This window comes from Ectothiorhodospira lacustris (genome assembly GCF_022227785.1).
Classification (GTDB): Bacteria; Pseudomonadota; Gammaproteobacteria; order Ectothiorhodospirales; family Ectothiorhodospiraceae; genus Ectothiorhodospira; species Ectothiorhodospira lacustris.
The window spans coordinates 50864-64026 of sequence record NZ_JAJNQM010000001.1 but is presented as its reverse complement, the minus strand read 5'-3'; the positions used below and the strand labels follow the sequence as shown (position 1 = coordinate 64026).

Below are 13163 nucleotides of genomic sequence, written 5' to 3'. Positions count from 1 at the left end.
CTTCTCCCGAGGGAGAAGCCCTGATCAGACCCTCCAGCCCAGTTCTTCCGCCCGGCGCCGGGCCAGGGCGGGGATGTCCTGGGCCACGAAGTGGCTGTGCAGCACCTGCACCCCGATCATATGGTTGATCACCGCGTCCAGCTGCACCTGGGTGGAGGTGGAGGTGTCCGGGTCCTCGTGCAGCGCGAACAGCGTCTTCACCCCGGCCGGGTCCAGCAGGCCCGCATCCTGGATCGCCTGATCCGACAGGTACTGATCCGCCAGGGCCTTCATTGCCGCCCACTTCTTCGGGTCCGTGTGGGCCGGCGGGGCCATGAAGGCGAACTTCTCGCGCTCATACAGCACCTTGGGCAGCAGTCCCTTCATGGCCTCCCGCAGCACGTACTTCTCGGTCCGGCCCTTGATGCGCATGGACGGCGGCAGGTGCACCGCCAGATCCGCCAGATGGTGGTCCAGGAACGGTGGTCGCGCCTCCATGGAATTGGCCATGTCCACCCGGTCACCGCCCCAGGTGAGGATCTGACCTTCCAGCATGGTCTTGATCCAGACGTACTGGGCCTTGTCCAGGGGATGGCGGCCTTCGATCATGTCGCCGTCCAGGGCCTCGGCAATGGCGCGGCCCGGCTCGTAGCCCCTGACTGCGTCCCGGTGGTGGGCGGCCATCAGGCCCGGGGCGTGAGCGGCACTGGCCAGCCAGGGCTGCAGGCAGGAGGGGGTGAAACCCACCAGAGCGTCCAGGGCCGGGTCATGCAGTTCATTTTCCGCCAGCATGGCACCCTTGAAGAGCTGGTTGCTCTCCGCCAGCAGCTGTTCCCACCCGGCCCGCTCCGCCGGAGACAGGGTGTCCAGGCCGTGCAGGAACATGTCCCGACGGAAGGAGGGGTAGCCGGCAAACAGTTCATCGGAACCCTCCCCGGTGACCACCACCCGGTAACCGGCTCGGTTCACATGGCGGCTCATCAGGAGCTTGGCCACCCCGAGGGTGTTGTAGATGGTGCGTTCCGCGTGCCAGAGGGTTTCCACCAGATTGTCGTAGAGGTGGCCGGCATCCAGACGCATGATGTCCTGGTCCGCCCCCACGCTACGAGCCATCTCCTGGGCGATGGCGGTCTCGTCGTAGTCGGCGTTGTCGAAGCCGATGGTGAAGGCTTTGACCGCCGACTGCTGGTGGGCGGCCGACAGGCCCAGGGTGATGCAGGAGTCGATGCCGCCGGAGAGATAGCAGGCCACCGGCACGTCCGCCTCCAGGCGCAACTGCACCGCCTCCATGAGCTTTTCCCGGATCCCTTCGATGTAGAAATCCTCGTCCTTTTCCTCGCCCCGTTCCGACTGCAGGGGAAAGTCCATGTCCCAGTAGCGGTCGTCGCGGATCTGGAACTTGCCGTGACGACGCTCGATGGTGACCACATGGCCCGGCTTGACCTGATGAATGCCTTCGAAGGCGGTGCTGCCGGGGACCATGGTTTGCATCAGCTGGTGGTACAGGCCCTGGGACTCGAACCGGCGCGGCACGTCCGGATGGGCGAACAGCACCTTCAGCTCGGAGCCGAACACCACGCTGCCGTTGACCTCGGTCCAGTACAGGGGTTTGACGCCGAAACGGTCGCGGATGAGCATCAGGCGGTCCCGCTGACGGTCATAGAGGGCGATGGCGAATTCGCCCCGCAGGTGGGGCAGCATGTCCTCCAGGCCCTGGCGCTGATACAGGTGCAGCACCATCTCGGAGTCACTCTTGGTGCGGAATTTTGCACCCCGGGAGGTGAGCTCGGTGCGGATGCGCTTGTAGTCGTAGAGTTCACCGTTGACCGCCAGCATCAGATGACGGTCCTCGGACAGGAAGGGCTGGCGTCCTCGGTTTTCGTCCAGGTCGATGATGGTGAGGCGGGCATGGGAGAAGCCCACGCCGCGATCGTCCTGCACCTTGTAACCGAAGCCGTCGGGGCCGCGATGGTGCTGGATGGCGGCCATGGCCACGAGATTTCGGGGGTCAACGGGTTTTTGCGGGTCGGCATGAATGACGCCGGCGATACCACACATGGGCAACTCCTTGAGGCTGTGAATTCGAGGTCTGCGTGAGGGCCGGTCGGCCCCCACGCGGGAGGGATCAGGGGGTGTCCATCACTTCGCTGATGCGACGGACGATGCAGGTGAGCAGGGCCATGCGGATGAAGACCGCGCCCCGGGCCTGGGCGAAGTACCAGTTGTGGGAGGTGTCATCCAGGTCCGTGGAAAGCTCCTCCCCCCGCGCCAGGGGGTGCAGGATGATGGCCCCCGCCTTGAGGGGAGAGTCAGTGGAGAGCTTGAGGTCGGCGCCCATGGCCTCGTAGCTGTCGCCCACCCAGGCAATGGCGTTGATGTACACCACGTCCAGACCGGGCAACTCGGCGCCGAGGTCCTGGGCCACCCGCACCGACAGGCCCTGTTCGGCCAGTTCTTCCTGCTGGCCCGGATCGAAGGGCCGGGCTTCATCGGTGAGGATCACCACCTCTTCAAAGGCGCTGGAGAAGCGGGCCAGGAGCAGCAGCAGGCTGCGCACGGTACGCATGCGGTTGGGGACGCCGATGATCCCGACCCGGACCCGCCGGTCCGGCGGTAGGTCCGGGTCCAGCAACTGCGGCCTCCATTTGAAAATGGTGTACAGGTCCGCCATGGCCTGGGTGGGATGCTCGTCGATACCGTTGCCGGCATTGACGATGGGGATGCGCAGGGTGTCGAGCATCTCGTAGATCGCCCGGTCCTGGTTGCTGCGCAGTACGATCACGTCGCCGTAGTTGTTGAACATCTCGGCGATGTCCGCCAGGGATTCTCCCTTGGCCATGCCCGTGCTCTTGGGGTCGGTGATGGACATGATGTCGCCGCCCAGCCGGTGCCAGGCGCTCTCGAAGGAGAGGCGGGTGCGGGTGCTGGGTTCGTAGAAGGCACTGATGAGGATCTTGCCCTGCAGGGGTAGATGCATCAGCGCCGGGGTACTCTCGTACTGGGCCGACAGGCGGAACAGCTGGGTGAGGGTATCCCGGTCGAACTGGCGCGATGAGACCACATGGCGGCTGGAGAGTGTCACCAGGTGCCGGGGGTCTTCGGCGATGCTTTCCATGAGTGCCTTGGGCCGCTCGATGCCGGCGGTGCCGTCCTTGGGCCTGAGCGGCTTTTGCAGCTGGGCGTCGACTACCATCGTTGCGTATCTCCTGATGCATCTTGAAAGCCCCTCTCCCCCAGGGAGAGGGAGGAGGGGGGGGAGGGAATATCCATGTCAGGCGGCCCCTTCTACCTTGGCAATCTCCACCAGTGCCTGCTCCGTGCTCATCACCCGCGCATAGCGGTCCTTCATGGTGAGAATCGTGGCCCGGTCCAGTTCCGGGGTCACGGTGGCCACGGCGTCCTCGATCAGGGTGACGTAGAAACCCAGATCACAGGCATCCCGGATGGCGGTGGAGACACACTCGTTGCTGTACACCCCGACGACGAACAGCGCCGTCACCTCCAGGTTGCGCAGCACGTATTCCAGATTGGTGGCGGTGAACACCCCGCTGGCGGTCTTGTTGATGATGATCTCGTCCCCCTGGGGTGCCACCATCTCCAGGAACTCCGCCTCCTTGGACCCCGGCGCCGCATGCAGGCCCAGGCGCTTGTGTCCCGGTCCGCGGTCACGCCCGTCATGGGTCAGGGACTGGATACGGGTATGGATCACCTCCAGCCCCAGGGACCGGAAGCCATCCTGCAGCCGACGTACATTGGGCAGCACCAGCCGGTCCAGGCGGTCGAAGTAGTAGTCCTGGGATTCCGGCGGCAGGCCGGAGCGCTGGGCATCGGCGAACACCCCCCAGCCCCGGGCCGCATCCAGGTACTGCAGGTCGATGCACAGCAGGGCTGCGTGATGAGAGACCAGGGCCCGCGCCAGGGCGCGGTTGCTGATCAGGGTTTCCCGGTACTGCTCACGCAGCGGGTCGATATTGTCGTAGGCCGGATCGCGGCCGGAGGTCTTGTCGTTCATCGCAGTGTCTCCGTGTCCTGGGCCGCCAGCGACAGCACCGCCTGCAGCATGAGATTGGCGCCCCGTTCAATGTCTTCCCAGTTGGTCCACTCGGCAGGGGAATGGCTGCGCCCTTCCAGGCTGGGCACGAACACCATGCCGGTGCGGGCGATGCAGGACATGATCTGGGCATCGTGGGCGGCGCCGCTGGGCATGCGCAGATGGCGGAAACCCAGGGCATCCGCCTTGTCCGACAGCAACTGCACCAGGCCCGGATCACAGCGCTGGGGCGGCAGTTCCGAGAGCACTTCGAATTCGAACATCAGACCCCGCCGACGGGCCATGGCGGACAGGGTGCGGCGGAAGGCATCGGACAGCCCCTTGAGGGTGTCCGGGTCGGTGTCCCGCACGTCCAGGGAGAAACTGGTGTGACCCGGCACCGTATTGGCGGCGCCTGGGCGCAGCTCCACCCGGCCGATGGTGGCCCGGCTGTGGGGGCTGCCGTGTTCCTCCAGGATGCGGTCGATCTCGCCGGCAAACTCCGCCAGCCCCTGGAAGGTGTCGTTACGCATGTCCATCGGGGTGGTACCCGCATGGTTGGTCTGGCCCTTGAGCTGCGCCTCCCACTTGAACAGGCCGGTGATGGCCTCCACCACGCCGACGCTGATATCGCCGCGATCCAGCACCGGCCCCTGCTCGATGTGCATCTCCAGGTAGGCGTGGATGGATTCCTTGGAGCGGCGGGCGAACAGGGCGGCATTGGCATCCAGACCCCAGGCCGCCATGGCCTCGGTGAGACTGATGCCGTCCAGATCCCGGGCATTGTGGATCTGGGCCGGACTGAGTTGCCCCGCCATGGCCTGGGAGCCGAACAGGCCGCCGAAACGCCCTTCCTCATCGGTGAAGTTCACCACCTCCAGGGGATGGCGCAGGGCGACGCCGGCCTCCTGCACCGTGCGCAGTACCTCCAGCCCCACCAGCACCCCCAGGGCACCATCCAAGGGGCCACCGCCGGGGACCGTGTCCAGATGGGAGCCCATCATTACGCTGGGACGGCCGCCATCCCAGTCCAGGCGTCCGTACAGGTTGGCGGCGCCGTCCTCGTAAAAGTCCAGGCCGGCGGCCAGGATGCGCTCCTTGAACCAGCGCCGCCCGGCCAGGTCCCCCTCGCTGAAGGCCATGCGATGGATGCCCCGGTCGGCATCCCGGCCGATGGCGGAGAGATCCTGGATATCCTGCTGCAGTCGCTGGAAATTGATGCTGGCGTGGGTCATGGGGTCTCCCGGAAGGGGTGGCGGGGATTCAGTCGTCGGCGATGGGGCGCAGGGCGGCCTGGTCATCGCGGGCCTCCATGGTATCCAGCAAGATGCCCAGGCCGGCTTCCAGTCGGGCCAGTTCCGCCGCCGGCATGGCGCGCAGGGCCCGGTTCAGGGCGCCCTGGGCCGGGGCCGGGGCATTGTCCAGCAGCGTCTGCCCGGACTCGGTCAGATACAGGCTGACCACCCGCTGGTCCTTGTCCGCCCGACGGCGCTCCATCAGACCCTTGCGTTCCAGCTTGTCCAGCATGTTGGATGCGGTGGAGGCATGGATGGACAGGCGCTGGGACAGGTCGCTCACGTTCAGGCCCGGCTCCAGGTGCATTTCCCACAGTGCCCAGAGCTGGGCCGCACTCACCCCGCAGTCGGTGCTGATGCGCCGGGAATGGGCCTGCAGGGAACGAAACAGCACCCGCAGATGCCGAATGACATGTTGCACCCGGTCATCGCTGCCGGCGGGAGAAGCGGAGGTGTGGGGGTCGGTTTGCACCATGGCCATGGGCGTATCTTTTTGCACAAAGTGTTTTTGTACAATAACATCCGTCTGGTGGATGGCACAAATCTAAGGGGGCATACATGCTGGAATCCCTACGCAACGACATTACGACTCATCGGGAATTTTCCTACCTGCTGCTGCGGCGGTTTCAGGGCATGGGACGGGCCTTCGTCCTGCGCTCCGACCTTCAGGATGAATACCGGACTCTGGCGGCTGAACATGCCGAGCCGCCGCCGGAGCACAGTCCGCTGGTGCAACTGGTGGAGGATGTCCAGGAGGCCGTCATCGCCGCGCCCTGGGTCTGCCTTTCCGTGCGCCCCCGGGTGGGCCGTTGGTGGTACCTACGCATCCATGCCGACGAACTGGCGGTGGAACCCCTGACCGTCAGTGAGTTCCTCGCCTTCAAGGAACACCTGGTCAGTCCCCATCGGCTCCATGACAAGCCCCTCGAGTTCGACATCGGCGCCTTCCAGCGCAATTTCCCCAGCATGCGTGAATCCCGCTCCATCGGCCGCGGGCTGGAGTTTCTCAACCGCAAGCTCTCCAGTCAGCTCTTCGACCGGGATGGCGCAGGTCTGCACAAGCTGTTCCTGTTCCTGCGCGAACACCGCAGCAACGGCCAGCAACTGATGATCAATGACCGCCTGAGGGACGTGGATGCCTTGCGCTCCGCCATCCGCGCTGCCGAAAAACGGTTGCAGACACGCAGCCACGACGTCCCCTGGACGGAAGTGGCCCACGCCCTGCAGGTCCTGGGCCTGGAGCCCGGCTGGGGCAAGGACGTGGGCCGGGTGCTGGAGAGCCTGCGGTTGCTTTCGGATCTGCTGGAAGCCCCGTCACCGGAGACCCTGGAGCGCTTCCTGGCCCGTATCCCCATGATCTTCAGCATGCTGATCATGTCGCCCCATGGCTTTTTCGGCCAAGCCAACGTGCTGGGGCTGCCGGACACCGGGGGGCAAGTGGTCTACATCCTCGACCAGGTGCGCGCCCTGGAGCGGGAGATGCACCGACGCCTGGAAGAGCAAGGCCTGGACATCCAGCCCCGCATCCTGGTGATGACCCGGCTGATTCCCGAAGCCCGGGGCACCACCTGCGACCAGCCGGAGGAGGCCATCTCCGGCACCCAGAATGCCAAGATCCTGCGGGTGCCCTTCCGTAGCCGCGACGGCGAAGTGATGTCCCAGTGGATCTCCCGCTTCGAGATCTGGCCCTATCTGGAACGCTATGCCGATGACGTGGAGACCCGGGTCAAGGCCGAACTGGGCGGCCGCCCGGACCTGATCGTGGGCAATTACTCCGACGGCAACCTGGTGGCCACCCTACTGTCCGCGCGCATGCAGGTCACCCAGTGCAACATCGCCCATGCCCTGGAAAAGACCAAGTACCTCTACTCGGACCTGTACTGGAAGGACAACGAAGAGCAGTACCACTTCTCCTGTCAGTTCACCGCCGACCTGATCGCCATGAACGCGGCGGATTTCATCATCACCAGTACCTACCAGGAGATCGCCGGCACCGACCATGCCATCGGTCAGTACGAGAGCTATGACGCCTTCACTCTGCCCGACCTCTACCGGGTGGTGAAGGGCGTGGATGTCTTCGACCCCCGTTTCAACATCGTCTCCCCGGGGGCGGATTCGGAGGTCTACTTCTCCCATCAGGAAACCGAGCGACGCATTCGGGGTCTGCACGAGGAGCTGGGGGAGATGCTCTTCGGCGGCCCCCATCCGGAAGGGCGTGGGGTGTTGGCGGATCCGGACAAGCCGGTGATCTTCACCATGGCCCGTCTGGATCGCATCAAGAACATCACCGGGCTGGTGTCCTGGTACGCCAACAACCCCGACCTGCGGGAGAAGGCCAACCTGGTGGTGATCGCCGGCTATGTGGATGGCGCCCGCTCATCGGACCGGGAAGAGCAGGAGCAGATCGCCCACATGCACCACTTGTTCGACGAACACGGACTGGAAGGCCAGGTGCGGTGGCTGGGGGTGCGTCTGGACAAGGTGCTGTCCGGCGAGTTGTACCGCTTCATCGCCGACCGCAAGGGCGTGTTCGTGCAACCGGCCCTGTTCGAGGCCTTCGGCCTGACGGTGATCGAGGCCATGGTCTCCGGCCTGCCCACCTTCGCCACCCTCTATGGTGGCCCCCTGGAGATCATCGAAGACGGCCGTTCCGGTTACCACATCGACCCCAACCACGGCGACGAGGCGGCGCGGACCCTGCTGGAGTTCTTCCAGCGATGCGCCGAAGACCCCGGTCACTGGGCGCGGATCTCCGAGGCCGGCATACGTCGGGTGGAGGCCCGCTACACCTGGAAACTCTACGCCGAGCGCATGATGACCCTGTCGCGGATCTACGGCTTCTGGAAATACGTCACCAACCTGGAGCGGGCGGAGACCCGGCGCTACCTGGAGATGTTCTACGCCCTTCAGTACCGACCCCTGGCGGCCCGGCTGGAGGGGTGAGCTTGCCGGTCAATTCAGCAGCAATGCCTGCCTGACCCAGCTGTGAGGCAGGTCGGTGGCTTCCGCCAGAATGTCCAGGAAGGTGTCGCAGGTGTCGGGGCTTCTCTGCCGGAGGGTGGAGAAATATCCGAACACCAGGACCACCGACTTTGCTTCATGGATGTCGTCATCGCCGAGGGTATCGGCCAGGGCATCCCAGTTGAAGCCGAACCAGGCGGGCAGGGCGCAACTCTGATAGAGGGCATGCAGCAGGGTGTCTTTGTCGAATACTGGTGCCCGGTCTACCCGCACCGCACGGAGGCCGCGGGCCCGCAGGGCCTCCATCAGGGCCTCCATCTCCCCCTCCAGCGGGGCTTCGAGGATGGGTTTAGTGCCGTCCAGGACGGCCTCCACGATTTGTTCGGGCAGCATCAGCGTATCCTTGTAAACGTGCGGTAATGGTCCGCCGTATAGTAGACCTCCCCTCCCTGGCCGATCACCAGGCGCTGGGGTCCTGCATGTCGGATGCCGGGCGTTCTCACCACGTATTCCCGGTAATACCCCCTTTCCCTGGCCGGCAGCCTGCCTTCCCGGTTCTGGAAGACGCTGCCGTCATTGCGATGGGGATCGCGCTCACCGCGCTTGATGCGGGCCAGCTCCGGCGCCAGGTCCACATCGCCCTGAAACGCCAGGCGGCCGTCCATGTCATGGACCCGGACATCCTTCACGATCAGGGAAGTGTCCGCCCCGGCCCGGCTGCCCGGATCGGAGTCCGATGCCGAGAAGCATCCGGTGAGCCCCGTCATCAAGACGATGAGCAGGCTGAAAAGAAATGTCAGTGATCGTGTCATCACGCTACCTGGGTTTCGATGGATCGGCTTCGGCTTCGGCTTCGGCTTCGGCTTCGGCTTCGGTTAAGGACGCTCTGAATACGTCATTCCCGCGCAAGCGGGAATCCATTCACAGCCTGAAAATTCCGGACTCCCGCCTTCGCGGGAGTGACGAGAGGGGGGCTTTGGCGTCCCGGCGTCAGAACCGGCTCCACTCGATCTTGAGGATCTGCCCGCCGCTGACGGTGATGGTGTAGTTGAGGTCATTGTGGCGATAGAACCAGGTTTCCGAGGCCCGCCATTCCAGGCAGCCGCGGCGATCCCGCCGCACGCAGGTTTCCTGGCTGCTGCGGTAGCGGGGCTCGCCCATGTGCTCCAGCAGCAGCCAGGCGGGGCTGCCTTCGCGGATGAGCACGCCGTCGAAACGCAGGCTGGAGGCCTGGGATGTGGCGGCTACCAGGAGTAGTAGCAGCAGGAGCCATGTCCAGTGTTTGATCATGTGCGCACAGACCTTGCCGGGAGGATTCTGCCGACATGATAGCAGCGGTCCCGTCGCATCCTCACCGCCCACGGCGACCGCCGCCGAGGTCATTGCACCACGATGGGGTGTCGCTGCCGGACCTCATAGCCTCCCGCGGGCCAGTCATGGTAGATCCTCAGTTCATACTTACCCGGCGGCAATGGATTGAAGATGGCTGTTCCGGCGGTTTGGCCCTGGGTATAAAACCACTGTGCATAACGGTTATCCGGCTGGCTGCTTTCAATCAGGGTGAGCCAGTCCTGCGGGTGGCCGGGCAGCGTGTCGTAGTCAAGGGTGATCGGTTCACCCGCGGTGAAATACCGCACCTCATCATCGGTTTCCGTGCGGGGAGGAAGGTGTTCGAGCTGATGGTTCAGCTCCAGGATCGGCGGGTATTCCGGATAGGCCCGGCGCAGCCGCTGGACGATGGCCCGGGCTTCATCCTCCTGCCGGCTTGTCATCAGGCGCGAGGCTTCGGCCAGGTCGCGATCAACGGTGTCCTGCAGATAGCTGAGTCGTTGCAGGTGACGACCGGCCTCGGTGTGGGCCGGATCAATGGCCAGTGCGTCCTGGACGGACCGCAGGGCGGAATCCAGCCGTCCCGCGCGGGCGTGGTCCCGCATGCTGTCCAGGTGAGCCTGGATCTGCCGGGCTCGTTCGTCGTCATCATCCGGCGGGGTATTTGACAGGACGCTGAGGGTGCGCCGGGTACTGCCCAGCATTCTTCCTTCGGCATCGTGCACGGAGAGCTCGATGGCATAGGTGCCGGCGGCATGGGCCGAAAACCGCGTATCCCGACCGCCGGGGCTGAACAGCCGGGCGCCCGAGGGGCTGACCTGCCAGCGGTAGCGGAACTGATCCGCTGTCCCGGGCGCTATGTGGGCGCTGAGGTAAACCTCCTCATGGGTGACAACGGCACCCTCGGGGACCGGGGCCAGGCCGCCTCTGGCCGCGTCCCAGACCTGGGCCGGTGGGCCGGGCCGACGTGGATCGGAGATGGACACCCGATAACCACTGCCGGTGTAACTGCCGCGAACCGTTGCCAGGGTGTCGCCGTGGTGAGGGACCCGGGCATGGACTTCCAGTTGCACGGGCTTTTCGTCCTGGATCACGAAGGCGATCTCGGCGGTGTGGCCGCCGTATTCAAGACGATTACCGGCAGAGGGTTCCATCCAGCGATGATCCACCAGTGCGTCCGCGACGGCGGGGCGGCTGACGACCCGTGCATGCACGGTGTCGCCGATCCTGGCCTGGCCGTCCGGTCGCGAAAACTGCAGGGCAAACTCGGGTGCGGCCACATCCACCGCCACGGGCTGGGACTCGGCGTGCAGGCGCCAGGTATTGCCTTCGCGAGCGAGTATCTGCACCCAGACCAGGACGCGCCCCATGCGATTGTAGGTCACGGTGGTGCGGGGGCTTTCCGTGGTGGGCTGGTCGAAGTGAAGGTCAGGGCTGCCGTGCCACACGTAACGATAGGGTGCTGGCTGGCGGCCGGTAGGCCGGGATGACCGTGTTCCTGCATCGATTCCCTCGATCCGGATATCGGCGCAGTAGCGGAACGGGTTGCCCGATTCGTCGGCAACCGCAAAGGGTGATTCTGGTCCGGGTTCGACGCATTCCACCGGCTCGGGCGGCGGGGGTTCGGGGACGCTGACGGTCAGGGTGGCCTGGCTGCCGTAAAGCACCCGTCCCTGCAGGGAGGCGGTCAGGATCGCGGTACGCTGGGCCGAGGTGCCTGCACCCGCACTTGCGCCGCCCCGGTCGGAGGCGGACGGCAACCCGGGTGAGGGCGCGGTCGGTGCCGCCACGGTATCGTCCGGGGTTGTGGCGGCGGCCGGTTGCGGGCTTGCGGGCTGGGAGTCCGGTTGAGATGCCGACGGTGGCCGGTCCTCGGGAGGACGGTCGGGTTCCAGACGGATCGGCAGAGCGGTCAGTGTGCCGTAGGCCTCCACGTGGTCGCGTTCGAAGGGCTTGTGATCCTTGGCGGTTGCGTGAAGGGTAAAAGGCGTGCGCCGGGTCACGACGGCAGAGAAGCGACAGCCGGATCGCGTGCATTCCAGGGGCTGGGTCTGGCCATCGATGCGCACCACCACATCGGCAAGCGGTACATCATGCGCGGTTGAAGTGACCTGTCCCGGTATGACGATCTGGTGCTGATGGGCTTCCACCCATTGGCTGATCAGGGACCGGAAGGGCTGACTGAAGAAGTTCAGGGCCGCAAATTCGTCCCGCCGGCCGCTGCGCAGCAGATAGCTGGTGCCGTCCTGGGCGGTCAACCGTTGGCCGTCGGTCTTGCCGGTCCTTTCCAGGACCTTCTGGAATTCATCGCTGCCGGGTCCGTCAACGATCTCGAAATACCGGCTGAAGGTCTGGTGCTGCTGGGTGATGGGCCGGGTCATCGCCATGGCGATGCTCACCAGGCGTTCGGGTGTGACCATGTTGCGGTGTCGCTCTTCGGTGCTGCCTTGCAGGGCCCGGTAATAGGCATAAAGGATGGCGAAGCTGCCACCATCCACCAGGGCGTGCATGCGCTCGTCCAGATAGATAAAGTGGCTGTTGTCTTCCACCCCCTGCCAGACCCGGATCGGACTCAGCCCCGGGTACTGATCGTCCTCGGCCAGAAAGGCGGCGCAATTGCAGTTGCTGCCGCAGCTTGCCTCGAAGGCACGCTGTACGGCCTTGTCCCTGCCCATCTGACCGCACAGCGCACCCTGGCGGGCCTGGGCGATCTGTGCATCGAGCCGATCCAGGGCGCCGATGAAGGCATCGGCGGCCTCCACGTAAAAATCGATCATGGCGTTGAGCGCCGGAACCTTATCGGTGAATTTTTTCGAGTAGGTCAGTACGTCCCGGATCCGGCGCAGGCTTTCGGTGGGGACTTCCGGGTTGGAACTGGTGGGGTCGAACAGCTTGACGAATTCCACCATGCCGCCGGCCGTCTTCAGGTGGGCTTCGCCCCGGTCCAGATGCGCCTTGGCCGTGCGCAGATGCCTGACCGCGGCACTGTCCCGGTAGGTGCGTTCCAGTTCGCTCAGCCGGTACATATGACCAAAGGCCTCGGAGCGGTTGCTGCGAAACCAGGAGAGCAGGTCCACTTGGTCGGAAATCCTGAATCCGAGGGTGTCCTGGAACTGACTCAGGGCCTTGAAGCCTTCTTCCCCAAGTCCCAGTGCCAGCAGCTTGTCGATGGCATCCTGGTTGAGATCCTGCAGCAGGTCTTCCACGCCCTGGATGTTTTTGTCCTGGGCTTCGCGCGTGGTGGCTCGCCGCCAACCGTCGATGGCCTGCTGGAATCGCTCCATCTGGGTAGCCGCGTAATCCACCCGGGACTTGACCTCATCAAAGGCCGCCTTGACGTCCCCGTAGGACTGCTCGTAGATCCGTTTTTCGATGTCGTTGGAGGCTGTTGCCATGGTTGGCAGGAGCAGGAGCACCAGCAGTGCCAGGGTCCCGACGAGGTTTCGGGCAAGGATCAGGGGCAGGACGGGCATCGGATCATGTCTCCCGGACGGCACATGCCGTGGCAGCAAGGATGGACTGGGAAGTCAGCGGCCAGTGTAGGTAAATCCCGGCCTGCCGGCTGTCGT

10 protein-coding genes are annotated in these 13163 nt (G+C 64.9%); 1 reads left to right on the top strand and 9 read right to left on the bottom strand.

Features of this window, described 5'->3' with window-relative positions:
- Window positions 1-24 precede the first annotated feature (24 nt).
- The 5 genes from asnB to LQ952_RS00250 form a co-directional block, all read right to left on the bottom strand.
- Window positions 25-2037, bottom strand: a complete 2013-nt coding sequence (gene asnB / locus LQ952_RS00270) for an asparagine synthase (glutamine-hydrolyzing) (protein WP_238620546.1) — start codon at window positions 2035-2037, stop codon at window positions 25-27.
- A gap of 67 nt (window positions 2038-2104) precedes the next feature.
- Window positions 2105-3172, bottom strand: a complete 1068-nt coding sequence (locus tag LQ952_RS00265; protein ID WP_238620545.1) for an aspartate/ornithine carbamoyltransferase family protein — start codon at window positions 3170-3172, stop codon at window positions 2105-2107.
- Window positions 3173-3250: 78 nt separating this feature from the next.
- A complete protein-coding gene (locus LQ952_RS00260; RefSeq protein ID WP_238620544.1) occupies window positions 3251-3991 on the bottom strand; it encodes a cysteine hydrolase family protein in 741 nt (246 codons plus the stop codon).
- Window positions 3988-5244: a Zn-dependent hydrolase gene (locus tag LQ952_RS00255; protein ID WP_238620543.1), complete on the bottom strand. Its 1257-nt coding sequence runs from the start codon at window positions 5242-5244 to the stop codon at window positions 3988-3990. The genes LQ952_RS00260 and LQ952_RS00255 overlap by 4 nt, the downstream gene beginning before the upstream one ends.
- Window positions 5245-5272: 28 nt before the next feature.
- Window positions 5273-5785 carry a MarR family winged helix-turn-helix transcriptional regulator gene (locus LQ952_RS00250; RefSeq protein ID WP_430733416.1) on the bottom strand — a complete coding sequence of 171 codons (513 nt, stop codon included), beginning with the start codon at window positions 5783-5785 and terminating at the stop codon, window positions 5273-5275.
- 77 nt (window positions 5786-5862) lie between these two features.
- Here LQ952_RS00250 and LQ952_RS00245 point away from each other — a divergent pair, with 77 nt between their 5' ends.
- Window positions 5863-8247: a sucrose synthase gene (locus tag LQ952_RS00245; protein ID WP_238620542.1), complete on the top strand. Its 2385-nt coding sequence runs from the start codon at window positions 5863-5865 to the stop codon at window positions 8245-8247.
- Between the two features lie 9 nt (window positions 8248-8256).
- On the opposite strand, the gene LQ952_RS00240 is transcribed toward LQ952_RS00245, so the two are convergent.
- The 4 genes from LQ952_RS00240 to LQ952_RS00225 all read right to left on the bottom strand — a co-directional run bounded on the left by LQ952_RS00240 (window position 8257) and on the right by LQ952_RS00225 (window position 13067).
- Window positions 8257-8658 carry a barstar family protein gene (locus LQ952_RS00240; protein ID WP_238620541.1) on the bottom strand — a complete coding sequence of 134 codons (402 nt, stop codon included), beginning with the start codon at window positions 8656-8658 and terminating at the stop codon, window positions 8257-8259.
- Window positions 8658-9077: a guanyl-specific ribonuclease gene (locus tag LQ952_RS00235; protein ID WP_238620540.1), complete on the bottom strand. Its 420-nt coding sequence runs from the start codon at window positions 9075-9077 to the stop codon at window positions 8658-8660. The genes LQ952_RS00240 and LQ952_RS00235 overlap by 1 nt, the downstream gene beginning before the upstream one ends.
- Before the next feature lie 178 nt (window positions 9078-9255).
- Complete coding sequence (locus tag LQ952_RS00230) at window positions 9256-9555, bottom strand: DUF2845 domain-containing protein (RefSeq protein WP_238620539.1); 300 nt, start codon at window positions 9553-9555, stop codon at window positions 9256-9258.
- 89 nt (window positions 9556-9644) lie between these two features.
- Window positions 9645-13067, bottom strand: coding sequence for a hypothetical protein (locus tag LQ952_RS00225; RefSeq protein WP_238620538.1), 3423 nt, complete (start codon window positions 13065-13067; stop codon window positions 9645-9647).
- Between the last annotated feature and the right edge of the window lie 96 nt (window positions 13068-13163).